The sequence below is a fragment of the Novosphingobium sp. genome, assembly GCF_027531025.1.
Classification (GTDB): Bacteria; Pseudomonadota; Alphaproteobacteria; order Sphingomonadales; family Sphingomonadaceae; genus Novosphingobium.
The window spans coordinates 431,719-455,475 of record NZ_JAPZQX010000003.1 but is presented as its reverse complement, the minus strand read 5'-3'; the positions used below and the strand labels follow the sequence as shown (position 1 = coordinate 455,475).

The window sequence follows — 23,757 nt, the reverse complement described above, 5'->3', positions numbered from 1 at the left end:
TTGCCAAATGGGTTGATCTGTAGGAAAGCTGAAAAACCAATATGGTTAGAAAGGACTGCCGGTGATCAACCGCATCCGCGATATCCGCAAGGAAAAGGGCCTGACCCTGGCCGATGTGGCCGAACGCTGCTCACCGCCCACCACTGCCCAGACCATTGGTCGGCTCGAAACGGGGATGCGCCAGCTGTCGCTCACCTGGATGAACCGGATCGCCGCCGCGCTGGAGGTGGAGCCTGAGCTGCTGGTACGTGGTGCCGAGGCCGAACAGCCGCGCTATGTCGCCCGTTTTACCGAGCAGGGCGCCGAGGCCCTGCCCGCGCCGCGCGATGCCATCCTGCCATCGGCGTTGGGTGGGGATGCTCCGTTGATCGCCCTGGCCATCGATGCCAGTGCGGGCGACTATCGGGCTGGTGACCAGGTGTGGCTGCGCCAGCACGGGCCGGACCAGGCCGCACGCCTGCTCAATCGCGATGTTCTGGCCCCCCGATCCGGTGGGCGTTTTGCCTTTGGCCGCCTGATCGACCGCGACGAGCACCGCATTGCCATCCTGCCGCCCGGTCCCGGCGGCCGTCAGGTGGTGATCGAAAACCCGGCCTGGATCGCCGTGACCGAGATGCTGGTCCGCAGACTGTGAGCAAGTCGGCGGATCGCCCCTTGCGCGTGCTATCGCTCAGCACGCTTTACCCACACGACCTCGCCCCGGGGTTCGGTGTTTTCGTGGATCGGCAGATGCAGGCCGTCGCGGCGCGCGGCGATGTCGATCTGACTCTCGTCAGCCCGCTGGGCTTGCCGCCCTTCCCGCTCTCGCTCCATCCGCGTTACCGCGCGCTGCGGGCGCTGCCGGAACAGGAGCAGTGCGGCAAGGTACGGGTGATGCGCCCGCGTTTCACCCTGCTGCCGGCAATCGGCGCGCGGTTCAATGCCGGGGCGATTACCCGCGCGGTCCTGCCGCTGGCGCGCGAACTGCACGCCCGGCAGCCGTTCGATCTGATCGACGCGCAGTTCTTCCATCCGGACGGTCTGGCGGCGGTCCGGATCGCGGAGGCGCTGAACCTGCCGGTGTCGATCAAGGCACGCGGCGCCGATATTCATCATTGGGGCCGCCACAAGGGGACAGCGGCTCAGGTGCTGGCAGCCGGGCAGCGCGCCACAGGCCTGCTTGCCGTGGCAGAGGGTCTTGCCAACGACATGGTTGCGCTGGGCCTCCCGCACGAGAAGATCGGCATTCACCGCACCGGCCTCGATGCCGACCTGTTTCGACGCTACAATCGGCGAATGTGCCGCAACCAGCTCGGCTTGCCCTGCAATGCAAGGGTGCTGGCCACGGTTGGCGCGCTGATCCCGCGCAAGGGGCAGCGCTTTGCAATCGAAGCCCTGGCCGAATTGCCCGACGCGATCTTGCTGCTGGCGGGCCGGGGTGAAGACGAGGCGATGCTGCGCAGCCTGGCCGAGCGGCTGGGCGTGGCCGATCGCGTGCGGTTCCTTGGGGCCGTGCCGCACGGCGAACTGCCGATCGTGCTCAATGCAGCCGATATCTTCGTGCTGCCGTCCGCCAGCGAAGGACTGGCCAATGCCTGGGTCGAGGCGCTGGCCTGCGGCACACCGGTCATAACGACGCCGATCCCGGGCGCGCAGGAACTGCTGACCAACCCGGCCTGGGGGCGGATGGTACCCCGCGAGGGCCCGGCAATCGCCGCCGCCGTGCGCGATATCCTGTCAGCCCCGCCCGCGCCCGAAACGGTCCAGGCCGCCGTTGCGGGGATGAGCTGGCAGGCCAACGCCGCCGCGCTGGTGGCGCATTGGCGGCGTCTGGTCGCCGCTTAGGACTTCTCGCGCGCCAGCCGTTCCTGCCGCTCGATCTCGCTCTCGACCTGCACGAAGCTGCTGGAGCTGACCTTCAGCCAGATCAGGATCGGCGCGGCCATGTAGACCGAGCTGTAAGTGCCGACAAAGATCCCCAGCGTGATCGCGGCGGTAAAGCCGAAGATGACATTCGGCCCCAACAGCAGCAGCGCCAGCAGGGTGATGAGGACCGACAGCGAAGTCACGATCGTCCGGCTGAGCGTTTCATTGACCGACAGGTCGAGCAGCTCGGGCATCGGCATCCGGCGATACTTCTTCAGGTTCTCACGGATGCGGTCATAGACCACGATGGTGTCGTTGAGTGAGTAGCCGATCAGTGTCAGGATCGCGGCGACGATATTGAGATCGAACTCCATCTGCGTCACCGCAAACAGGCCGAGCGTCAGCGACACGTCATGAACCAGCGCGTAAAGCGCGCCCACCCCGAACTGCCATTCGAACCGCACCCAGATATAGATCGAAATCGCGATAACCGCAGCGATCAGTGCCTGCATGCCGGTCTTGAACAATTCGCCCGAGACCTTGCCGGATACCGAATCCACCCCATCGATCCGGGCATCGGGATGGCCCTCCTTGATCGAAGCGGTGATCTTGCGGGCCATCTGGTCGGCCAGATCAGTGTTCCGCTCCGATCCCTCGGGCAGTTTCATCCGGATCGAGACCTCATTCGGCTTGCCGAACTGCTGGATGATCGGCTCGCCATAGCCCAATTGGCCAACCGTCTGCCGCAGCTCGGCGACAGGGGCCTCGGCAGTGCGTTCGAAGGTGACGCGGATCATCTGGCCGCCGACGAAGTCGACCCCCAGGTTCAGCCCCTTGGTCAGGATCAGGCCCCACGAGGCCAGGATCAAGAGAGTGCTGATCACGTAGAACGGCACCCGCCAGCGCAGGAAGCGGATGTTGGTGTTGTCGGGAACAAGCTTGAGCAGTTTCATCGGTTTCGTTCCTTACAGCACCAGTTCGCTCGGCCGCGCGCGGCGCAGCCAGCCGACCACCCACATGCGGGTCAGGGTCACCGCGGTGAACACCGAGGTCGCGATCCCGATCATCAGCACGATCGCGAAGCCGCGGACCGGGCCAGAGCCGAACAGGAACATCAGGGTGGCCGCGATCACGTTGGTGATATTGGCATCGAAAATCGCGCGGCTGGCTTCGGTGTAGCCCATTTCCACCGCCTGGATCACCTTGCGACCACGCGCGCGCTCCTCACGGATGCGCTCGTTGATCAGCACGTTGGCGTCAACCGCCGCACCGATTGTCAGCACGAAGCCGGCAATCCCGGGCAGGGTCAGCGTGGTGTTCATGATCGCCATGATTCCCAGGATCATCAGCGTGTTGATGATGAGCGCGAGGTTCGTATAGACCCCGAAGCGGCCGTAGGTCGCCAGCATGAACAGCATCAGCGCAATGGTGCCGACACCAAAGGCGATCATGCCCTTCTCGATCGAATCCGCCCCAAGGTCAGGCCCGACCGAGCGTTCCTCCACCACCTTCAGGTCGACCGGCAGTGCGCCGGAACGCAGGGCAATCGCCAGCTGGTTGGCACTTTCGACCGTGAAGCTGCCCGAAATACGGGCCGTGCCGCCGATGATCGGTTCATTGATTACGGGCGATGACAGCACCTTGCCATCAAGGATGATCGCAAAGGGCTTGCCCACGTTTTCGGTAGTCAGCTTGGCGAACTTGGCTCCGCCCTGCTGATCGAAAGTGATGTTGACGATGGCCTCGTTGGTCTGCTGGTCAAAGGCCTGCTGGGCATTGGTCAGCCGATCACCCTTGATCCCGCCCAGCCGCTTGACGGCAATGGCGCCGCCAGTCTGGCCCGTGCGTGGATCGGCCACCAGCGGCACGATTTCCGAACCCGGCGGAGCAATGCCCTGAGCCACGTCGCTGGGCAGCGCCAGGCTGTCGACCAGCTTGAACTCCAGCTTGGCCGTTTGCCCCAGCAGGTTCTTCAGCGCCTGCGGATCCTTCAGCCCCGGCACCTGCACCACGATGCGGTTGGCGCCCTGGCGGATGATCGTCGGTTCGCGCGTGCCGAGCGCGTCGATACGCTTGCGCACCACTTCGGTGGCGGTGTCCATCGCCTGGCTGATTGCCAGGTCGATCCCAGCCTGGGTCGGCCTCAGGACGATGCGGTTGCCATCCAGCACCTGCAGGTCCCAGTCGCGCTGACCGGTCAGCTGCGCGCCGCTGGTCAGCGTCTGCAGTTCCTCGCGCGCGGCATCGACCTGCCCCGGATCGGCCACCATGAAGCTGACAGTGCCATCCTTGGTCGAGATTTCGCCGATGCGGATCGGCTTTTCGGCGTTGCGCATCCGGGCGCGAACGTCCTCTTCCATCGTCTCGAGCCGCTGGCGCTTGACCTGCTCGGGGTTGGCCTCAAGCAGGATGTGGCTGCCCCCGGCCAGGTCGAGGCCGAGGTTGATCATCGGGCTGGGCAAGGCTTGCGGCAGAGATACACCACCTACCGCGAGCAGCGAAGGCAGGGCTGCAAAACAGGCCAGCAATGTGATGGACCACAGCCAGAGCTGCTTCCAACGAGGAAAATCGAGCATGGGTACCTGCCTTGCGCGGGATCGGGAAAATGGCGTTCAGTCGGTCATTGGCAATCAGTCGTTGGCTGCAGTGCCGCCCGGCGGAATGACATCGGCGATCGTCGACTTGAGCGCCTTGACCTTGACGTTCTGACCCAGCTCAAGCTCGGCATAATGTTCATCGACCTTCAGCACCTTGCCGACCAGGCCACCACCGGTCAGCACCTGATCGCCCTTCTTGATCCCGGCCACCTTGGCCTGGTGCTCCTTCTGGCGGCGCATCTGCGGGCGCAGGATCAGGAACCAGAAGATCACGATCATCGCCACCAGCGGCAGGAACTGCAGCCAAACGGGCGGTTCGCCACCGGCCGAAGCCGCGGCAAGAAGGGGAAGAAGCGAAGTGTCCATGGCGAAAAGTGCTTTCGTGCCTGAAATGTAACCCCTGCCGACAATGCGTGGCAAACTGCTAGGACTGCAGTCCGGCACGCCCGACGGCGCATTTGCGCGCGACTAGCAGCAAGCCACCCTTAAGGCAACGCGGCCCACCCCCTCGCACCCGGCAGGACATGGCGCTTGTCGCAAAGGGTTCAACCCCCGGCGCCAAGTTTGCTTGTGGATGCTTGCCATGATGCCACACCCTGCCTATAGGCGCGCTTCCCAAGCCCGCCATGCGCGGGTCGGAACCGGTCGGGACGTAGCGCAGCCTGGTAGCGCATCACACTGGGGGTGTGGGGGTCGGAGGTTCGAATCCTCTCGTCCCGACCAATTTTCCAAACTTTTGAGGGGTTCGGAACGGCGCACAGCCGTCAGGCGCGCAGTCGTTCGTAGAGGATGCGCGTTTCCAGCAGGTTCGAGATGCGCAGTGCCACTTCGATCACGTCGAAGGGCTTGACCACGAAGTCCTTGGCACCAACGGCCAGCGCGCGGCGACGGGCCTGGAGCGTGGCGTCCGCGGTCAGGACCAGCACGGGCCGGAACTCGTCCGGGCGGTCATGCCGCTTGAAGGCTTCGAGCAGCTGGAACCCGTCCACTTCGGGCATCATCAGGTCGAGCAGGACGATGTCCGGGGCGAGCGAAACATAGGCATCGAGCGCCTTCTTCGGGTCGGTCACGCAGTGAATGTCGCGATAGCCCTCGCGCTCCAGCACCGAAGCGAGGAGGAGCACGTTGGGTTCCTCATCGTCGATCACCAGGATTCGGCGGGCGAGGATTTCGGCGGCACTGACAAGGCTGGTCATGCGGGATCCATGATCGAAGGCGGCCCAGTTTCGGCGGGAATTTCGGCGGGACTTTCGGCGGCAGGGCGCGGCCTGGCGAGAGCAGGAATGGTGAACCAGAACCGCGCGCCCCTGGCCGGAGCGGCATATCCGATCGCGCCGCCCATCGATTCGACCAGCTTCTGCGACAGGGCGAGGCCCAGTCCGGTTCCTTCCAATCGGGTGCGGTTCTGCTGGCCAAGCCGGTCGAACGGGGTGAACAGGCGCGAGACGGCGGCCGGTTCGACCCCGTCACCATCGTCTTCCACCTCGATCCGGATTGCAGCGCCATCAGACCGGCACTTGAGGCGCACACAAGTGCCACTTCCGTGGTACTTGGCGGCATTGGCGATGAGGTTCAGCATCACCTGGATCACCCGGCGGCGGTCGGCATGCGCGACCAGCTTCTTCACCGGTGCATCCAGCTCGAATTTCAGCCCGGCGCTGGCCACGATCGGCGCGGCCAGACCATGGACCTCACCCAGCACCTCGCCCATGTCGAGCGGCTCGATCGACAGCTGGGTACCGCCCGCCTCGATACTGGAGATGTCGAGCAGGTCGTTGATCAGCGACAGGAGGTGCCGCCCGGCCTTCATGATCTGGGTGATCGCGGCGCGATGCTGCTCGCCGAACTGCTCCTCGTCCAGTTCGAGCAGTTGCCCGAAGCCGAGGATCGCGCTCATCGGCGTGCGCAGTTCATGGCTGGTGCGCGAGAGGAACTCGCTCTTGGCCAGGCTCGCCGCGATCGCCTCCTCGCGCGCCACCCGCAGCGCCTCTTCGCTGCGGCGGCGTTCGGTCATGTCGCGGGTGATCTTGGCAAAGCCGCGCAGCGCCCCGTTTTCATCGCGCAGCGCGGTGATGACGACGTTGGCCCAGAACAGGCTGCCATCCTTGCGGACCCGCCAGCCCTCGTCCTCGGCCGTGCCGTTCTGGCGCGCGCGGTCAAGCATGGCCGCGGGCAGGAAGCCGCGTGTCTCGTCGGGATAGAACTTGCTGAAATGGTCACCCAGGATTTCCTGGGCCTGCCAGCCCTTGATCCGCTCCGCGCCAGGGTTCCAGCTGGTCACCACGCCATCGCTGTCGAGCGTGAAGATGCCGTAATCGCGCACCCCATCGATCACGAGGCGAAAGCGCTCCTCGCTCTCCCGCAAAGCCTGTTCGCGGCCGCGCAACAGGGCGCTGGCCCGGGCAAGCCGATGCGCCAGCCGGCCGATCTCGTCGGCATCGTCGGAATGCGGCAGTAGCGCCTCACCCTCGGCCAGGCGCTCGGCATTGTCTTCCAGCGTGCGGACCCGGCGGACGATCCCGGTCGAGAACAGATAGACCGCCGCGAGGCTTCCCAGCAGGCCGACCACGGCGCTGATCGCGGTCAGCATCAGGAAGCGGTCGCGGACCTGCTCCACCCGCTCGCGGCGCTGGTTGAGCAGCACGTTCTCGCGCTGCTGGATCGCGTCGATCTCGGCCCGCATGGCATCGAGCACGACCTTGTTGGCAGACAGGGCCTCGCCAATCAGCGCCGAATTGCCAGACCCGCCCTGCGACAGCTCGACGATCCGGGCCAGGCCTTCGCGTTTGCGGGTCGTCAGCCCGCGGATCCGCTCGAACCGCTGGCGCACCTCGGGATCGCGGATTTCCCCGTCGAGCCGCACCATGGTCTGCGGCAGGCTCGCCTCGGCCTTGCGATAGGGTTCCAGGAACCGCTCCTGTCCGGTCAGGGCATAGCCACGTGCGCCGGCCGCCGCCTCAGCCAGCAGGGCGTGAACCTGATAGGTATCGCGCTGGATCGCAAAGGCCCGGCGCACATCGTCTTCCGCGCGGGATTCGGCCACACTGGCGAAATAGAGCAGCACCAGCGCGCCAAACAGGATGGCAAGCGGCAGGGCGACCACCACCAGGCCCTTAAGCGCCAGCGGCCGGTCCGCCCAGAAGCGGTTAAGCGGATTGGCACGGCCGCGCGCCATCAGCCCGCCTCGCCCGACAGTTCGCGCGCCGCCAGCACCGCCGCCTGAGTCCGGTCAGCCACGCCCAGCTTGCCGATGATCCGTTCGACATGGGCCTTGACCGTGGCGGGGCTGATTTCGAGCGTCCGGGCAATCTGCTTGTTGGTCATGCCCTGAACGATGCAATCCAGCACGCCGCGCTCGCGCGCGGTCAGGGCGACGATCATCTGGGGATCGCCAGCGCTCTGGCGCGGCTCGCGCAAGGCAGCGCTGACCAGTTCCAGCGGGAAAGCCGGCTGCCCGGCCATGACCTGGGCAATTGCCGTGCGCAGATCGTCGATCGCGGTATCCTTCAGGACATAGCCCGCCGCCCCGGCGGCCAGCGCCTCGCGCACATAGCCACTCATGTCATGCAGGGTGAGCATCAGGATCCGGGTCGGCTGGCCCAGGGCGACGATCCGCCGGGTCGCTTCGAGGCCATCGATACCCGGGCCAAGGCGCACGTCCATCAGCACCACATCGGGCACCAGTTCGCGGGCAAGTTCGACCGCGCTCTCGCCGTCGACCGCCGCGCCGACCACGTCGAGCCCGCCCGCCACCAGCACCGCGCGCAGCCCTTCGCGGGCCAGCGCATGATCATCGACGATCAAGATGCGGGGTGCAGGCAATTCGGCAGTGGTCATGGTCAGGCCTCGACCGCCAGCGTGGCGATCACGGTCACACCATCGGTGCCACCCTGCCAGTCGAGCTGCCCGCCAATCGCGGCCATGCGCTCGCGCATCACATCGATGCCGACATGATTGCCCTCAGCCTCACTACCCTCGCTAGCGGCGGCATCGTTTGGCCCGCGCCCGAAATCGCGCACGGTCAGTTGCCGGGTCACGCCATCACCCGCCGCTAGCGCCACTTCCACCCCGCAGGGGCCGCCGGCATGCTTGCGGATATTGGCCACGGCTTCCTGCGCCACCCGGAACAGCGCGCTTTCGACATGGGCGGGCCAGTCCAGCGCCGTGTCCGGCAGGGTAACGGTCACGGCAAAGCCATCCTGCTCCAGCGTTTCACCCAGCGCGCGCAGCGCCGCCTCCAGCCCCAGGTCATCGAGCAGCGTGGGCCGCAGCCCGCCAATGATTGCGCGCAGCTCGCGCACCAGGTCGCGGGCAATCCCGGCCAGTCGCGCCCGCTCCGCGCCGGGCAGATCGGCAAGTCCGGCCGCGCTGCTGCCTTCGAGCAGCCGCAACAGGGCGGTGGCCGTCTGCGCCACGCCATCGTGCAATTCCTGCGACACCCGGCGGCGCTCGTCTTCCTGGGCCGAGAAGATCGTTCCGACCAGCCATTCAAGCCGCTGTTCGCGCTCGCGCAGGGCAGCCAGGATCCGGGTGCGCTCGTCCTCGCGGTTCACCCGGTCGAGCGCGATCCCGATCAGCTCGACCAGCAGCCGCGCGGCCTCGCGGTCTTCGGAATCGGCGATGTCTTCCAGCCCGGCCAGCGATCCGATCGCGATGCGGCCCAGCACGACGCCATCCTGGCCCGGCCGGGGGATCGGCAGGCCCTTGCCATCGAGGCTCACTTCGGCCCGGGCATGACCAAGAAAATAGGCCAGCCGCTCCGCACAGTCCTGCACCACGGCCCAGATCGTGGCCGGTTCGGCCAGAGCCAGGGCATGCCCACCCGCTGAAAGGAGCCGCAAGCGCGCCGCGCGCGATTCCGCCGCGCGATAAAGCTCGCGCAGTTCGGCCACCGTTTCGATCTCGGCCGGCAGCAGGGATGAGGCGGAAATCATCGCCCGCCCATGTAGCTGGCCCGGCGATTGCTGCATAGGCCAGGTGGCCTAGGCCGATCAGCCAGCCAGTTGGCCGATTCCGGGCAAGTGGCCAGCCGCCTATCTCGCTCCCTGACGATCGGGGCAGGGCAGCATGCTCCCCCTGGTTCGCCGGAACAGACACACGTAACCAATTACGGAGCGCACCCGATGAAGACCTTCAAGCTCAAGCATGTCGCGCTGGCCGCGGCGGTGATCGCCACCCCGGCGCTGGCCCACGACCACGGCGGCGCCAAGGCCGCTTATGCCCCGATCACCCAGGCCGAAGTCGATGCCGCGCAGAAGGCCTGGTGCGGTGCGCTGGTCGCCATTTCGACCGAGTACGACACCAAGGGTCATGCCGCTGCGAAGAAGCTGGCCGAAACCGTGCTCGACACCGCCTATGCCTATAATATGGGTCCGGTCCTATTCAAGCCGACCCTGACTGTCGCCCCGCAGACCTTCCGCACCACCCGTGACGGTGCGCTGGCCTACTTCGTGGGCGGCGACAAGACCTATGCCAAGGACACCGGCTTTGCCCTCAAGAGCTGGCGCAAGTGCGAATCGCAGAACGCCGGCGTGGTGATCACCGGCAACACCGCGATCTCGATGGGCAACGTCACCATGTGGGATGCCAAGGGCGCCATGACCCGCGTCGACAAGACCTGGGGCTATGTCCGCGGTACCGATGGCAACCTGCGCATCGTCCTGCATCACTCCTCGCTGCCCTATACGGCTTCGTAACAGGGCCGCAGCAGGCGGCCGCCTCATCCCCCTCCCCCCTTCCCCGGGGCGGCCGCCTGCCCTTTTTCCCTGATGCCGGTGCCACGGTGCCGGCTCCCCCACACGAAAGATCCCTCCCATGATCAAGCGTTCCGCGGCTTCGGCTGCCGCCATGATGGCGCTCGCCTTCTCGGCCCCGGCCTATGCCGGCAACAACGAAGGCAGCATCCAGATCAAGGCCTTCGCCACCGGCGTTCTGCCAAACGGCGAAATCACCCAGGTGCAGACCAACCTGGTTGGCGCTCCGGCCGGCAGCGACAGCCGCGCCAGCGATTCCGTCGTACCGACCATCGCCATCGAGTATTTCCTGTCGGACAACATCTCGATCGAGACGATCTGCTGCGTCACCCCGCATGACGTGACCGGCAGCGGCCCGCTGGCCGGGGCCCAACTGGTCAACGATGCGATCATCCTGCCCGCCACCGTCACGCTGAAGTATCACTTCGACCTGGGCGGCGTGAAGCCGTACATCGGTGCCGGTCCGGCCCACTTCTTCATCTTCAGCGAAGGCCTCGGCGCCAGTGCCCGCACCCTTGGTGCAACCAGCGTCGATCTGTCGAACGAGTTCGGCCTGGCCCTGCAGGCCGGGATGGACATCCCGCTGAATGACAAGGGCCTGGGCTTCAGCCTCGATGCCAAGCGCTATTTCGTGGGCACCACGGCGCGCTTCTTTGCCGGGAACACCGTGGCCTTGCAGACCAAGCACAAGCTTGATCCGTGGGTGATCAGCGGCGGCGTCAGCTACCGTTTCTAAGCCTCTCCTGAACAGTCGAACAGCGGCTGTCCCTCCTCCGCCGACACCGCAGGGTGTCGGCGGGCTTTTTCATGTCACCTGCGCGCACGGCAACCGTTGGCCCGGACGGGCATTTTCCTACACCGCCGGAATAGGTTACCTGGCTTGGCTTCTTTCACCCGCAAAGGAGCCACGCCATGCCCCTGCTCGAAACCCTGATCGGCCCAATCACCAGCCTGATCGACAAGGTCATCCCCGACAAGACCGCCCGCGACAAGGCCAAGCTGGAACTGCTGCAATTGCAGGGTTCGCAGGCCCTCGCCGAGATCGAGGCGCGCCTTGCCGCCATCGTCGCCGAAGCCAATTCGCGCGATCCCTGGACCAGCCGGGCCCGGCCCAGCTTCCTTTATGTGATGTATGTCCTGCTGCTGTGGTCACTGCCGATGGGGCTGGTCGCAGCCTTCCGCCCCGACACCGCCCAGGCGATTGCCGCCGGGATGACCGCCTATCTCTCTGCCCTGCCCGAGGCGCTCTATGCCCTCTTCGGCACGGGCTATCTGGGCTACACGGCCGCGCGCCAGTGGGGCAAGATCGCCGGAGCGGACCGATAATGCCGATCAACACGGTTATTTTCGGGTAATCTTTGGTCGCTATGAGGAATGGCCCGCCTGCCGGATTCGGTTGGGTCGGCGGGCCAGGAGGTTGATGCACGTGCAGTCCGGATTTTTCGCCAAACCCCTGCTGCTGGTCGGCGTGCTGCTGGTTGGCACCCTGGCGGGCTGCAGCAATCCCGAAGGCGAGGTGACGGACAAGCTGGCCCAGGCCGAAGCCGCCGCCGCGCGAGCCGAAGCTGCCGCCCAGCGGGCCGAGGCAATCGCCAAGGGCACCAGTGCGCCGGCCGCCGCGCCCGAGGAACCCGAAGAGCCGGAACCGATGGTGCTCGAGGACGATCCCCTGCCCCCGCCGGCCGAGGATAACGGCGACGTGGCCCCGGCCCCGGCACCCTGACAGCCGTTCAAAAACGCATCTCGGCTCTTGCCTAGGCTTGTCGCCCCGCGCATAGGCGGGGGCCAAAGCAACGAGCCGAGGATCGCATGGCCGAAAGCAAGGCAACCACCCGCAGCAGCGGAATGAACGTCGATACCGCGCTGGTGCGCGAACTGGCGGAACTGCTCGTCGATACGGGCCTGACCGAGATCGAGGTCGAGGACGGCGAGCGCAAGATCAAGGTTTCGCGTGGCGGCGGCGTGGCCCCCGTCTTTCACCAGGCCCCCGCGCCTGTTGCCGCTCCTGCCCCGGCCGCCGCGGCTGCCGCACCCGCAGTGGCACCGGCTCCGGCGAGTGATCCCAACGCGGTCAAGTCGCCGATGGTCGGCACCTGCTATCTCGCGGCCGAACCTGGCGCTGCCAATTTCGTCAGCGTCGGCCAGACCGTGAAGGAAGGCGACACCCTGCTGATCATCGAGGCGATGAAGGTGATGAACCCGATCCACGCGCCGCGCGGCGGCACGGTATCGGCGGTGCTGGTCGAGAATGCCCAGCCGGTCGAATTCGACCAGCCGCTGGTGGTCATCGCCTGAGGCGCCGCATCCCATGGCAATCAAACGCATCCTGATCGCCAATCGCGGCGAGATCGCCCTGCGCATCCATCGCGCCGCGCATGAAATGGGGATCGAGACGGTGGCGGTGCATTCCACCACCGATGCCGATGCCATGCACGTGCGGCTGGCCGACCATGCGGTCTGCATCGGCCCGCCGGCTGCGAAGGACAGCTATCTCAACATCGCGGCGATCATCTCGGCGGCGGAAATCACTCATGCCGATGCGATCCACCCGGGCTATGGCTTCCTCTCGGAAAACGCCAAGTTCGCCGAGATCGTCGAAGCCCACGACATCACCTGGATCGGGCCCAAGCCCGAGCACATCCGCACCATGGGTGACAAGATCGAGGCCAAGCGCACCGCCGGCGCGCTCGGCCTGCCGCTCGTGCCTGGTTCGGACGGCGCGGTCTCGGATATCGAGGAAGCAAAGCAGATCGCCGAAGCCGCCGGCTATCCGGTGATCATCAAGGCCGCTTCGGGCGGCGGCGGGCGCGGGATGAAGGTCTGCAACGGGCCCGAAGAGCTGGAAACGCTGATCCAGCAAGCCGGCAGCGAGGCCAAGGCCGCGTTCGGCGATGCCACGGTCTATATCGAGAAGTACCTCGGCAATCCGCGTCACATCGAATTCCAGGTGTTCGGCGATGGCAACGGCAATGCCATCCACCTGGGTGAGCGCGACTGCTCATTGCAGCGCCGCCACCAGAAGGTGCTTGAAGAGGCCCCCTCACCCGTGATCAGCCCGGAAGAGCGCGAGCGGATGGGCGGCATTGTCGCCAAGGCCATGGCCGACATGGGCTATCGCGGCGCTGGCACGATCGAGTTCCTGTGGGAAAACGGCGAGTTCTATTTCATCGAAATGAACACCCGCCTGCAGGTGGAGCATCCCGTTACCGAGGCGATCACCGGGGTTGACCTGGTGCGTGAACAGATCCGCGTGGCCGATGGCAAGCCGCTGTCGGTCGCCCAGGAAGACATCGAGTTCAACGGCCATGCGATCGAATGCCGGATCAACGCCGAAGATCCCTGGACCTTCGCGCCCTCGCCCGGCCTGGTCAGCAGCTATCACGCCGCCGGCGGCATGAATGTCCGTGTCGATTCAGGGCTTTACGCCGGTTACAAGATCCCGCCCTACTATGACTCGATGATCGCCAAGCTGATCGTCAAGGGCCGCACCCGCGAAGGCTGCATCATGCGCCTGAAGCGCGCGCTGGAAGAAATGGTGATCGGCGGCGTCAAGACCTCCATCCCGCTCCACCAGGCGCTGATGAGCGAGCCGGATTTCATCCACGGCGATTACACGATCAAGTGGCTGGAGGAATGGCTGGCAAAGCGGGTGGGGTAAATTCTGGGACTCTCGGTTTAGTAGTGGTAGGCATGGCTTACCTTCGCTTCTTTAGTCGAAGGTATCGCTTTATCTCGAGCAACTCCCGTTTTGTTTTCTTTAGCTTGGCTCGCGGTCTTGAAGGGTCGTCGGGCGATATGATTCGATCGACCGGCTTCGCTCGCAACGCTAGGATTTCAGGAGAGGCTGGTTGATTTTCGAGTTCAGAATCGATCCTTCGCTCGAAGATCTTTTCTGGCAATTTGGCGCTGCCCACGGCAATCCACCATCCTACTCCAGCGGCACCCCAGGCATCTGCTTCGCCGTCCGGATTGTCAGCGAGGTCTTCACACTCGCCACGTTAGGCGCCGGGGTCAGCTTGCTGGTCAGGAATTCCTGGAAGCTCTGCAGGTCCTTGCTGACGATCTTCAGGATGAAGTCGATCTCGCCATTCAGCATGTGGCATTCGCGCACTTCGGGCAGATCCTTCATCGCCGCCTCGAACTGGCGCAGCGAATCCTCGGCCTGGCTCTTGAGGCTGACCATGGCGAAGACAGTTATGGCAAAGCCCAGTTTCGAAGCATCGAGATCGGCGTGATAGCCGCGAATGACGCCTGATTCCTCCAGCGCGCGAACTCGGCGCAGGCACGGCGGCGCGGTGAGGCCGACGCGCTGGGCCAGTTCCACGTTGGTAACCCGGCCCTCAGCCTGCAATTCGGCCAGCAGGCGGCGGTCGATATTGTCGAGATTGGCCATGGCATCCACCCTTCAGCGCTCATCTACGCAGTACAATGCCCGAACAGGGCAATATTCACAGTCCTGTCTGCGTGATCGCGATAATTTTATTGTTTCATATCGCAATTGTCCCGCTTTGCAACGCATCAATCGGATCGCTTTTGCAGTTCCTTCGCTCTGCTAAGGCAGCTTCGCCAACTTTTGCCCAGAGCAACGCCCCATACGATGCTGTTCGACGATCGCCTTGCCACTGTTTTGCGCCTCCGGGCGCAGGGGCCGGCGCTCGCCCGCATCCAGTACCGGCAATTGCTCGACCTGCTTGGCACCCTGCCAGTTGAAGCGCGCAGCCCGGCCATCGACGATGCCTATGACCGCCTTGGTGAACTGGCCGATGAATTGCCATTGGACGAGCGTATCGCCGCGCTGCGCGATGGCTCCATGCGCCTGCGCTCACCGCGGCTGGTGGCCGAACTGGCGAGCGGCGATCCGGCCCTGGCCGAAGCGGTGATCGATCGGGCGCGGCTCGATCCGGCCGAATGGGCCGACCTGCTGCCCGCCCTGCCCCCAGCGGCGCGCGCACGCCTCGGCACTCGCGCGGACCTGGCTCCGGACCTGGTCGATCGACTGGCGCGGCTCGGCGTCGGCCGTCTCGGCCTGCCGGCCGCAACCCCGCTGGAACTGACCGCCGACGATGAATTGCCCGAAGCGCCAATGGCCAGCGGGCCAGACAGCATCGGCGCGCTGGTCAAGCGGATCGAAGCCTATCGCAAGGCGCGCGTCACGCCCGAACCCGGCGCCGGTGGCGAAGCGCCACGACTGCCGCTGGGCGAGGACCATTTTCTGGCCGTACCCAGCGAGGCGCAGACCTTCGACTTTTCGACCGATGCCGTGGGTACGATCGCCTGGGCCGATCCCGGTGTCGCGCCGATGGTGGTTGGCCAGGCGCTTTCGGCGGTTCATGGCGGCAAGGCACTGCGCGGTCGGCTGCGGGCGTACCAGCCAATCGAGGCGCTGCGGCTGAAGCTGCGCGGCAGCGAAGCCATCGCTGGTGATTGGCGGGTCGATGCCAGTCCGCGCTTCAACCCCCTGACCGGACGGTTCCTGGGTTACCACGGCCGGATGCGCCGCTGGCCGGGCGGCAAGGCCGCCGATGGCCCGCACCCAGGCGGAGAGGCTGATCGGATTCGCCAGCTGCTCCATGAACTGCGCACCCCGGTGAATGCGATCCAGGGTTTTGCCGAACTCATCCAGCAGCAGCTTTTCGGTCCGGTACCGCACGAGTACCGCGCCCAGGCGGCCGGCATTGCCGCCGATGCCGCCCGGATGCTGGCTGCTTTCGAGGAACTGGAACGGCTCGCCAAGCTCGACAGCGGGGCCATGCAACTCGAAACCGGGGGCTGCGATCTTGCCGCGGTAGTGGGCAGCACTGCCGCCCAGCTCGAAGCCCATACCGGTCCGCGCGGCAGCGGCTTCATTTCATCGGGCCTCGGCGAGGCCCGCATGGTCGGACTGGCCCGCTCCGAGGCCGAGCGGATCGCCTGGCGGCTCCTCGCAACGCTGGCCGGGGTGGCGGCACCGGGCGAGCGGCTGACGCTGGATCTGACTGAAGACCAGGCTGATGCGGTCCTGGCCATCCAGCTGCCCAAGGCGCTCGCCGGACGCAGCGACAAGGAGCTTTATGCCACGGCTCCGGGCGCTGTGCCGCAAGTCCTTGCAGCCGGCGTCTTCGGGATCGGCTTTGCCCTGCGGCTGGTTCGCGCCGAGGCCAGGGGCGCGGGCGGGCGACTTGACCGCGAGGATGACCGGCTGGTGCTGCACCTGCCGGGGTTGACCGGGGCGAGCGAGGGGCATAGCCAAGCAGGGTGACGGGACTGGCGCGAAGTTGCCGGACGGGGGTTAAGATAGGCGTGGCCGAACCAAGGATTACAGACCTGCCGACGGCAGCCAGCGCGGTCCGTTTCCGGTCAGATTTCGGCCAGCGCTTCATCATTACCGTCGATACCGAGGAAGAATTCGACTGGTCGCAGCCGATCCGGCGCGAAGGGCACACGCTCCATTCGGTCACTCGTCTGATCCGTTTCCAGGAATTCTGTGAAGGCCAGGGCGTGGTGCCGATCTATCTGGTTGACTATCCCATCGCCACCTCGCCCGCCGCTTGTGAAGCCTTGCGTCCGGCGGTCATGGCTGGGCGCGCCGAGGTAGGCGTGCAACTGCATCCGTGGGTCAGTCCGCCGCATAACGAACAAATCAATGAATTCAACAGCTTTGCAGGCAACCTTCCGCCAGCCCTTGAGGCTGACAAGTTCCGCCGCCTGCGCGATGCAATCGAGGCCGGGTTCGGCACGCCGCCGCTGATCTATCGCGCCGGCCGCTATGGCGTTGGCCCCGCTACTGCCAATATCCTGCGCGCCAATGGTATTGCCATCGACAGCTCGGTGCGCGCCCGGTTCGATTACAGCAGCAGCGGTGGGCCGAATTTCCGCGATCATCCCGTGACGCCCTGGTGGATCAATCGCGGCGCAGGGCTGATGGAACTGCCGCTGACCACGGTTTACTGGGGCCTGCTGCGCCAACTGGGCCCCTGGCTTTATCCGAGGATGTGGCGTGTTCCGGAACTGCGCGGAGTGCTCGCCAAGATGGGCCTGCTTGAGCGCATCCCGCTGACCCCGGAAGGCGTCACCCTCGAGGAAGCGATCCGCGGAATCGATATTGCCCTCGACGAAGGCCTGCCGGTGCTGGTCTTCTCGTTCCACAGCCCATCCCTCGCCCCCGGCTTTACCCCCTATGTCCGCACCGAGGACGAGCTCGACGCGCTTTATGACTGGTGGCGGGGGGTCTTTGCCTATCTGCGCCAGCGGTCGATCGCCCCGACTTCGGTCAAGGGGATCATGGACGCGGTCGAGCTTGCCTAAGCGGCAGGCGCGCGGTAACCGGCAGGAACCATCATCGAGATGGGCCTGTAGCTCAGTTGGTTAGAGCTGGCCGCTCATAACGGCTAGGTCGCGGGTTCGAGTCCTGCCGGGCCCACCATCCCCGCCAACCTGACTGGCAGACAGGCATGGGAGGGGATTCGCAATGCGCAAGAAGATCGGGCTGGCCCTTGTCGGGGCCCTGGCAGTCACCGGGGCTGTAATTGCCTATAACACCGCCACTTTCGAGCCCGCTGGCCTTGCCGATGCCAGCGACGTCCGGCTGGCCGGGCCGATCGAGCCGGATGCCAATGCCGCAGCCCAACGGCTGGGTGCCGCGATCCGGTTCCAGACGATTTCCAACCAGGATCCTGCCCGCAACCGAATGGAAGAGTGGAGCGGCTTCCAGGCCTGGCTGCAAACGACCTATCCGGCCGCGCACAAGGCCATGCAGCGCGAGATCGTGGGCCAGGCCAGCCTGCTCTATCGCTGGCAGGGCAGCGATCCCTCGCTCCAGCCCATTATCCTCATGGGGCACCAGGACGTGGTTCCGGTTACGCCGGGGACCGAGAAGGACTGGCGCCACCCGCCCTTCGCCGGGGTCGTGGCCGATGGCGCAGTTTGGGGACGCGGCGCGATTGACGACAAGGGCTCGCTGATCGCCCTGTTCGAAGGGCTGGAACTGCTCGCCGCCAGCGGCTTCAAACCGAAGCGCACGATCATCGTGGTTTCCGGCCATGACGAGGAAGTGGGCGGCACCGGCGCCCAGGCCGCCGCCGCCAGGCTCAAGGCCGAGGGTGTGAAGGCGCTGTTCACCCTCGACGAGGGCAGCGCGATCATCACCGATGCGCCGATCGTCAACGGCCCGGCGATCATGATTGCCGTGGCGGAAAAGGGCTATGCCACGCTGCGCGTCACGGCGCGGGCGCCCGGCGGCCATTCATCGATGCCGCCGGCCGAGATCGGCACGGTTACACTGGCCAAGGCCATCACCGCGATTCACGCCGATCAGTTCCCGACCCGGCTTGACCAGCCCGCCTTCGGCACGGTCCAGGCGCTGGCGGCGGAGAAAGGTGGCTTCATGAAGGTCGTGGCAGCCAATCCCTGGCTGTTCGGCGGGCTGATCAAGTCGCAGATGGCCGGTACCCCGGCCGGCGCGGCCCAGCTGCACACCACGATTGCGCCGACCATGCTGCAAGGCAGCCCCAAGGAGAACGTCCTGCCACAGGACGCCTTTGGCCTGGTCAACTATCGCCTCGCGCCGTGGGACCGCTCAGCCGATATCATGGCCCGCGCCAAGGCCGCGGTCGGCGATCTGCCGGTCGAATTCAGCTGGGAGCGGGAACCGCGCGAAGCCTCGCCGGTATCCTCCACCACCTCGCAAGGCTGGAAACTGGTGCGCGCCGCCGCCGAGGCTGAAGCACCCGGAGCGCCGGTTGCCCCGTTCATGGTGGTGGGCGGAACCGACAGCCGCTATCTCAAGGAAGTCAGCCAGGACACCTACCGGTTCCAGGCTATGCGCCTCTCCACCAAGGAGACGGCCATGATCCATGGCACCAACGAGCATATCTCGGTCGATAACCTGGCCCGGATGATCCGGTTCTTCACGCGGCTGGTTGCCACTGCCGCCGGCTGAGCGAAACGTAGGCACCCCGGCAGGACAAAAGAAAAGCGGCGGGCGCAAAGGCGCCCGCCGCTTTCTTTTCAGCCGTGGGAACGCCCGCGAGGGGCATTCCCGAAACTGCCGCCAATCTTACTTGGCGGCTTCGCTGGCAGCAGCAGTCGCCGCATCGGCGGCCGGAGCGGCGGCATCCGTCGCGGCCGGAGCGGCGGCGTCGGTGGCAGCAGCGGTTTCAGCAGCAGCAGCCTCGGTGGTGGCGGCTTCGGTCGGCGCGGCTTCTTCAGCCGGCTTGCTGCAAGCGCCCAGACCAAGAGCGGCGACACCCGTCAGAACCAGTGCAAGCTTCTTCATCACTTCCCCCTATGGAGTTTGCAGCTCCGCACCACTGCGGCGCCGAGCGGCGGTAGGATTGCCGCAAATCGATCGACTTGTCGAATCCGAACATGCAACCGGTGCACTCGGAACGATTCCGCACGACAAAACCGCAGGATGGATTGCCAGCGCCGCCCGGTCGGACTAAGGCCCGCGCACGGTCGGGGAGTAGCGCAGCCCGGTAGCGCGCCTGCTTTGGGAGCAGGATGTCGCAGGTTCGAATCCTGTCTCCCCGACCAAATCCCCTCGTAACCGGCCCGGCACGACCGGCGACAGCCAAATACAATTTGCGGCGTGACAGCGCCGCTGGCTGCGGCACAATGGCGGCATGTCCGGTTGGGAAGGATGTGCCGATGCGTGAAAGCTCTGTCGCCCTGAACCGCTTTGGCCTGGGCGGCCGCAAGGGTGAAGCGGTGCCGCAAGAGCCGCGCCGCTGGCTGCTCGATCAGTTCGGCAAGTTCGACCCTCGCCCTGCGGCGATCACCAGCCTGCCCGCCTCGCCCGCCCTGATCGTCCAGTTCCGCGAGGCCCGCGCCGCCCAGCGCGAGATGCGGGATGAAAACCCGGCAGCGGATGCGGCGAAGCCCGGAACCGAAGCACGGCCCGACATTGCCCCCGAACTGCGCCCCTATCGCGGCTTGCGCGATGTCTACGCCCAGGCGGCAGCCGCGCGCACCAACCTGGCGCTGACCACGCCCACCCCCTTTGTCGAGCGACTGGTCCATTTCTGGGCCAACCACTTCGCCGTCTCGATCGACAAGATCGTGACGCTGGGCATTGCCGGAGCCTTTGAGTTCGAAGCGATCCGGCCCAACGTGCTGGGCAAGTTCACCGATCTGCTGCTGGCGGTGGAACGGCACCCGGCCATGCTGCTTTACCTTGATCAGGCACAGTCGGTCGGCCCGGATTCGGTGCTGGGCAAGATCGCCGCACGGCGCGGCAACCAGCGCGGGTTGAACGAGAACCTGGCGCGCGAGATTCTGGAGCTGCACACGCTGGGGGTCCGTTCCGGCTATGACCAGGGCGACGTGACCGAGCTGGCCCGCGCCCTGACCGGCTGGACCGTGGGTGGCTTGGCCGACCAGCCGATGCTGCGCGGCCCGGGACCGGGCTACTGGTTTGCCGGGATCATCCACCAGCCCGGCGACCGCAAGGTGCTGGGCAAGCGCTATGACCAGGACGGCGAGCGGCAGGGCGAGGCGATCCTGCGCGACCTGGCGGTCCATCCTGCCACCGCGCGCCACATCGCCACCAAGCTGGCTCGCCATTTCGCCGCCGACGATCCGCCGCCCAGTCTGGTCGCGCGCCTTGAGGCGGCTTTCCTCAAATCCGGCGGTGATCTGCCCACGGTCTATCGCGCCCTGATAGAAGCGCCCGAACCCTGGGCGGCCAGCCCGGCCAAGTTCCGCACGCCATGGGACTGGACCCTGGCCAGCCTGCGCGCCGTGGGCACCCAGACCCTGCCGGTGCTGGCCAATGCCAATACATTCAACCAGCTGGGCCAACCGATCTGGCGACCCGGTTCGCCCGCGGGATGGGACGACATGGCCCCCAGCTGGGCCGGGCCGGATGCGCTCTATCGCCGGGTTGAAGTGGCCGAGCGGATCGCCAGCCGCACCGCTGCCATCGATGCCCGCAAGCTGGCGGAAGACCTGTTTCCCGGCGCCCTGTCGGAACCGACCCGCAAGGCGCTGGCCGGTGCGGAAAGCCCCACCCAGGCGCTGGCCCTGCTGCTGGCCTCGCCCGAAATGATGCGGAGGTAAGGATGATCGACCGTCGCTCGCTGCTTGCCCGGGGTGCCCTGCTGACCGGCGCACTGTTCGCCCCGCGGCTGGCCTACGCCGCCGCGCCGACCCAAAAACGGCTGGTCTTCCTGATCCAGCGTGGCGCCGCCGATGGCCTCGCCACCCTGGCCCCGACCGGTGATCCGGCTTACGAGCGGCTGCGCGGTGAGCTGGCCGATATCGGTGCAGGCACGAAACTGGACGGGCTGTTCACGCTGCATGGATCGCTGGGGCAGCTCGCCGGACGGTATCAGGCTGGCGAAGCACTGTTCGTCCATGCCACAGCCTCGCCCTATCGCGATCGGTCGCATTTCGATGGGCAGAACGTGCTCGAGACTGGCGGACGCTTGCCCTATGATCGCGACGATGGCTGGATGAACCGGTTGATCGGCCTGCTGCCCAGCGGCGATGCCAAGGCCCTCGCCCTGTCACCCGCGATTCCGACGGCGCTGCGTGGTGCCGCGACGGCTTCCAGTTATGCCCCCACCAACCTGCCCGATGCCTCGCCCGAGTTCCTGCAGCGGGTGGCGCGGCTCTATGCCGACGATGCCCAGCTCCACGACTTGTGGAGTGAGGCCGTCCAGACCCGCGCCATGGCCGGGGAACTCGCCTCCGATGGCGGGCGCGGCGCGGCAGCGGCCGGCAAGCTGGCCGCTTCGCTGATGACCGGGCCGGAAGGGGCGCGGCTGGTGATGATGGAATCGGGCGGCTGGGATACCCATGCCGGTCAGCGCGGGCGGCTGGCCAACCAGCTGACCGGGCTCGACGCCATGCTGGCCGCCCTGCGCGATGGACTGGGCAGCGCCTGGGCCGATACGCTTGTGATTGTCGCCACCGAATTCGGCCGCACCGCCGCGGTCAACGGCACCGGCGGCACCGATCACGGCACCGGCGGCATGGCCATGCTGCTGGGTGGGCGGGTCAAGGGCGGGCGAATCCTGACCGACTGGCCGGGCCTTAGCCAGTCCGCGCTTTACGAAGGGCGCGATCTGCGGCCCACAACTTCGCTCGATACGGTGCTGGCCGGGGCAATTGCCGGGCATTTCGGGCTGGATCCAGTGCTGACCGCGCGCAGGCTGTTCCCCGGCGGCGCGGGCAAGGCACTGGAAGGTCTGATCCGGGCCTAGTTTCCGGCCAGCGGCCCGGCCTCGTTCGCCACGATCGCCAGCACCCGCCGCCAGGCCTCGACCGTTTGCGCCAGCTGCGCCGGGTCGATCTTGTCGAGCGTGTCGTCCGGCGTGTGGTGCAGGTCGAAATAGCGGGTACCATCCTGATCGAGATCGACCACCGCCAGCTTCTGCGCGGCGATGATGGCGCCGACATCGGCCCCGCCACTCGCCTTGTCGGCACCGCGCACAATCCCCAACGGGGCCAGCGCGGCAGTGATGCGGCTGGCCAGGTCAGCATAGCCGGGGGCAAAGCTGTACTGGACCCGCCAAACCTTGTCGGCCCCGAAATCGGCTTCCATCGCCAGGGCATGGGACGTGTCCTTGTGGGCTACGGCATAGGCCGCGCCGCCAAACACGCCCACTTCCTCGGCCCCGGCCCACAGCACGCGGATCGTGCGAAGCGGCTTGGTGCCTTGCTGCGCGGCCAGTGCGGCCTCGGTCACGATCCCGCAACCGGCGGCATCGTCAAAGGCCCCGGTGCCCAGGTCCCAGCTGTCGAGATGGCAGGCGACCAGGATCGGCGGCAGCGAAGGATCGCGACCCGGCAGTTCGGCCACGACATTGCCCGATGGCATCTGCGGCACTGGCTTGCCTTCCAGCTGCAGCATCAGGGTCATGGGCTTGCCGCGCTTGGCGATCCGCACGATCAGGTCGGCATCGGGGTTGGAGACAGCCCCGGCCGGGATCGGGGTGACGGCCTTGTCCCAGCCGGTTGCGCCGGTGTGAGGGTTGCGCTGCCAGTCGGTGCCGATCGAGCGGATCACGACACCGAGCGCACCCTTGGCCGCCGCGATTGTCGGCCCCTGGCGCCGCGCCGCGCCGAACGGACCATAGCCAGAGCCATCCTGGGCCGCGCGGAAGGCGTGATCGATAAAGACGATCTTGCCCTTCAGCGAACCTGCCGGGGCGGCCTTCAGGGCATCGAGCGTGGGGAAATAGACCAGCGGCGCGGTGATCCCGCCCGCCGGGGTTGGCGCGGAATAGCCCAGCGCAGCCACCGCCAGCTTGTGCGGATAGGGCGCGGTCAACGTTGCGCTTTCGGGCCCGCGCACCCAGCCATCGAAAGTGAACGGTTCGATCCGGATATTCTGAAAGCCAAGCGCCTTGAGCCGGGCGACCGCCCAGTCGCGCGCCGCCGCCTCGCGCTCGGTTCCGGCCAGACGCTGGCCGATTTCGGTGGTCAGCCCCTCGGTGATGTCCCAGGCCACGCCGGACCCTTCGGCCGGCGGGCCGGCGTGAGCGGCAGTGGCAAGGCAGAGCGAGAGCGCCAGCGCGGCGCGGGTCATGGTCCGTTTCATGCCCGTCTGCTTAGCCGCCCTTCGGCCAAAGGCAATC

Annotated in this window: 23 protein-coding genes and 3 tRNA genes; 16 read left to right on the top strand and 10 right to left on the bottom strand. The window is 66.3% G+C overall.

Annotated elements, in window-relative coordinates; genetic code table 11:
• Window positions 1-61: 61 nt before the first annotated feature.
• Together O9281_RS05270 and O9281_RS05265 are read left to right on the top strand one after the other, a co-directional pair.
• The gene (locus O9281_RS05270) at window positions 62-634 is read left to right on the top strand and encodes a helix-turn-helix transcriptional regulator (protein ID WP_298183540.1); all 573 of its coding nucleotides are present in this window, start codon (window positions 62-64) and stop codon (window positions 632-634) included.
• Window positions 631-1,824 carry a glycosyltransferase gene (locus O9281_RS05265; protein WP_298183538.1) on the top strand — a complete coding sequence of 398 codons (1,194 nt, stop codon included), beginning with the start codon at window positions 631-633 and terminating at the stop codon, window positions 1,822-1,824. Before O9281_RS05270 ends, O9281_RS05265 begins: the two co-directional genes overlap by 4 nt.
• Here O9281_RS05265 and secF read toward each other — a convergent pair.
• The 3 genes from secF to yajC are packed head-to-tail and all read right to left on the bottom strand — an operon-like array spanning window position 1,821 to window position 4,808.
• On the bottom strand, window positions 1,821-2,798 hold the full coding sequence (secF, locus tag O9281_RS05260; RefSeq protein WP_298183536.1) for a protein translocase subunit SecF: 978 nt from the start codon (window positions 2,796-2,798) through the stop codon (window positions 1,821-1,823). The two genes, O9281_RS05265 and secF, sit on opposite strands and share 4 nt — an antisense overlap.
• A gap of 12 nt (window positions 2,799-2,810) precedes the next feature.
• Window positions 2,811-4,421: a protein translocase subunit SecD gene (gene secD, locus O9281_RS05255; protein ID WP_298183534.1), complete on the bottom strand. Its 1,611-nt coding sequence runs from the start codon at window positions 4,419-4,421 to the stop codon at window positions 2,811-2,813.
• 54 nt (window positions 4,422-4,475) lie between these two features.
• On the bottom strand, window positions 4,476-4,808 hold the full coding sequence (gene yajC / locus O9281_RS05250) for a preprotein translocase subunit YajC (protein WP_298183532.1): 333 nt from the start codon (window positions 4,806-4,808) through the stop codon (window positions 4,476-4,478).
• 280 nt (window positions 4,809-5,088) lie between these two features.
• On the opposite strand from yajC, the gene O9281_RS05245 reads away from it, so the two are divergent.
• A tRNA-Pro gene (locus O9281_RS05245) sits at window positions 5,089-5,165 on the top strand.
• Between the two features lie 41 nt (window positions 5,166-5,206).
• On the opposite strand, the gene O9281_RS05240 is transcribed toward O9281_RS05245, so the two are convergent.
• Genes O9281_RS05240 through O9281_RS05225 form a run of 4 tightly spaced genes read right to left on the bottom strand, consistent with a single transcriptional unit; the run spans window position 5,207 to window position 9,376 of the window.
• On the bottom strand, window positions 5,207-5,638 hold the full coding sequence (locus O9281_RS05240; RefSeq protein ID WP_298183531.1) for a response regulator: 432 nt from the start codon (window positions 5,636-5,638) through the stop codon (window positions 5,207-5,209).
• Window positions 5,635-7,617 carry an ATP-binding protein gene (locus tag O9281_RS05235; RefSeq protein ID WP_298183529.1) on the bottom strand — a complete coding sequence of 661 codons (1,983 nt, stop codon included), beginning with the start codon at window positions 7,615-7,617 and terminating at the stop codon, window positions 5,635-5,637. Before O9281_RS05235 ends, O9281_RS05240 begins: the two co-directional genes overlap by 4 nt.
• Window positions 7,617-8,279 (bottom strand): response regulator transcription factor, encoded by a 663-nt coding sequence (locus O9281_RS05230; RefSeq protein WP_298183526.1) that lies wholly within the window; start codon window positions 8,277-8,279, stop codon window positions 7,617-7,619. Before O9281_RS05230 ends, O9281_RS05235 begins: the two co-directional genes overlap by 1 nt.
• 2 nt (window positions 8,280-8,281) lie before the next feature.
• Window positions 8,282-9,376, bottom strand: a complete 1,095-nt coding sequence (locus O9281_RS05225) for a histidine kinase (protein WP_298183525.1) — start codon at window positions 9,374-9,376, stop codon at window positions 8,282-8,284.
• A gap of 189 nt (window positions 9,377-9,565) precedes the next feature.
• On the opposite strand from O9281_RS05225, the gene O9281_RS05220 reads away from it, so the two are divergent.
• From O9281_RS05220 to accC, 6 genes are all read left to right on the top strand, one after another.
• Window positions 9,566-10,138 carry a hypothetical protein gene (locus O9281_RS05220; protein ID WP_298183523.1) on the top strand — a complete coding sequence of 191 codons (573 nt, stop codon included), beginning with the start codon at window positions 9,566-9,568 and terminating at the stop codon, window positions 10,136-10,138.
• A gap of 118 nt (window positions 10,139-10,256) precedes the next feature.
• A complete protein-coding gene (locus O9281_RS05215; RefSeq protein WP_298183522.1) occupies window positions 10,257-10,931 on the top strand; it encodes an OmpW family outer membrane protein in 675 nt (224 codons plus the stop codon).
• Between the two features lie 176 nt (window positions 10,932-11,107).
• Window positions 11,108-11,521 carry a holin family protein gene (locus tag O9281_RS05210; RefSeq protein ID WP_298183521.1) on the top strand — a complete coding sequence of 138 codons (414 nt, stop codon included), beginning with the start codon at window positions 11,108-11,110 and terminating at the stop codon, window positions 11,519-11,521.
• A gap of 94 nt (window positions 11,522-11,615) precedes the next feature.
• Entirely contained in the window at window positions 11,616-11,918 is a 303-nt protein-coding gene (locus O9281_RS05205) for a hypothetical protein (protein WP_298183520.1), read from the top strand.
• A gap of 122 nt (window positions 11,919-12,040) precedes the next feature.
• Entirely contained in the window at window positions 12,041-12,490 is a 450-nt protein-coding gene (accB, locus tag O9281_RS05200) for an acetyl-CoA carboxylase biotin carboxyl carrier protein (RefSeq protein WP_298183519.1), read from the top strand.
• Window positions 12,491-12,503: 13 nt separating this feature from the next.
• Complete coding sequence (accC, locus tag O9281_RS05195; protein WP_298183517.1) at window positions 12,504-13,853, top strand: acetyl-CoA carboxylase biotin carboxylase subunit; 1,350 nt, start codon at window positions 12,504-12,506, stop codon at window positions 13,851-13,853.
• A gap of 270 nt (window positions 13,854-14,123) precedes the next feature.
• Here accC and O9281_RS05190 read toward each other — a convergent pair whose 3' ends face one another.
• Window positions 14,124-14,588: an Lrp/AsnC family transcriptional regulator gene (locus O9281_RS05190; RefSeq protein WP_298183516.1), complete on the bottom strand. Its 465-nt coding sequence runs from the start codon at window positions 14,586-14,588 to the stop codon at window positions 14,124-14,126.
• Window positions 14,589-14,792: 204 nt separating this feature from the next.
• On the opposite strand from O9281_RS05190, the gene O9281_RS05185 reads away from it, so the two are divergent.
• The 4 genes from O9281_RS05185 to O9281_RS05170 all read left to right on the top strand — a co-directional run bounded on the left by O9281_RS05185 (window position 14,793) and on the right by O9281_RS05170 (window position 19,112).
• Window positions 14,793-16,433: a histidine kinase dimerization/phospho-acceptor domain-containing protein gene (locus tag O9281_RS05185; RefSeq protein ID WP_298183515.1), complete on the top strand. Its 1,641-nt coding sequence runs from the start codon at window positions 14,793-14,795 to the stop codon at window positions 16,431-16,433.
• 41 nt (window positions 16,434-16,474) lie between these two features.
• Complete coding sequence (locus tag O9281_RS05180) at window positions 16,475-17,479, top strand: polysaccharide deacetylase family protein (protein WP_298183514.1); 1,005 nt, start codon at window positions 16,475-16,477, stop codon at window positions 17,477-17,479.
• Between the two features lie 41 nt (window positions 17,480-17,520).
• Window positions 17,521-17,597 (top strand) — tRNA-Ile (locus tag O9281_RS05175).
• 45 nt (window positions 17,598-17,642) lie between these two features.
• Window positions 17,643-19,112, top strand: coding sequence for a M20 family peptidase (locus tag O9281_RS05170; protein WP_298183513.1), 1,470 nt, complete (start codon window positions 17,643-17,645; stop codon window positions 19,110-19,112).
• A gap of 117 nt (window positions 19,113-19,229) precedes the next feature.
• Here O9281_RS05170 and O9281_RS05165 read toward each other — a convergent pair whose 3' ends face one another.
• The gene (locus O9281_RS05165) at window positions 19,230-19,448 is read right to left on the bottom strand and encodes a hypothetical protein (protein WP_298183511.1); all 219 of its coding nucleotides are present in this window, start codon (window positions 19,446-19,448) and stop codon (window positions 19,230-19,232) included.
• A 183-nt stretch (window positions 19,449-19,631) separates the two neighbouring features.
• Between O9281_RS05165 and O9281_RS05160 the strand changes: the two genes are divergently transcribed.
• From O9281_RS05160 to O9281_RS05150, 3 genes are all read left to right on the top strand, one after another.
• A tRNA-Pro gene (locus O9281_RS05160) sits at window positions 19,632-19,708 on the top strand.
• A 114-nt stretch (window positions 19,709-19,822) separates the two neighbouring features.
• Window positions 19,823-21,232 (top strand): DUF1800 domain-containing protein, encoded by a 1,410-nt coding sequence (locus O9281_RS05155; RefSeq protein ID WP_298183510.1) that lies wholly within the window; start codon window positions 19,823-19,825, stop codon window positions 21,230-21,232.
• A 2-nt stretch (window positions 21,233-21,234) separates the two neighbouring features.
• Entirely contained in the window at window positions 21,235-22,380 is a 1,146-nt protein-coding gene (locus tag O9281_RS05150; RefSeq protein WP_298183509.1) for a DUF1501 domain-containing protein, read from the top strand.
• Here the strand turns inward: O9281_RS05150 and O9281_RS05145 are convergent.
• The gene (locus O9281_RS05145; protein WP_298183508.1) at window positions 22,377-23,720 is read right to left on the bottom strand and encodes a M28 family peptidase; all 1,344 of its coding nucleotides are present in this window, start codon (window positions 23,718-23,720) and stop codon (window positions 22,377-22,379) included. The genes O9281_RS05150 and O9281_RS05145 overlap by 4 nt on opposite strands.
• Window positions 23,721-23,757: the final 37 nt, after the last annotated feature.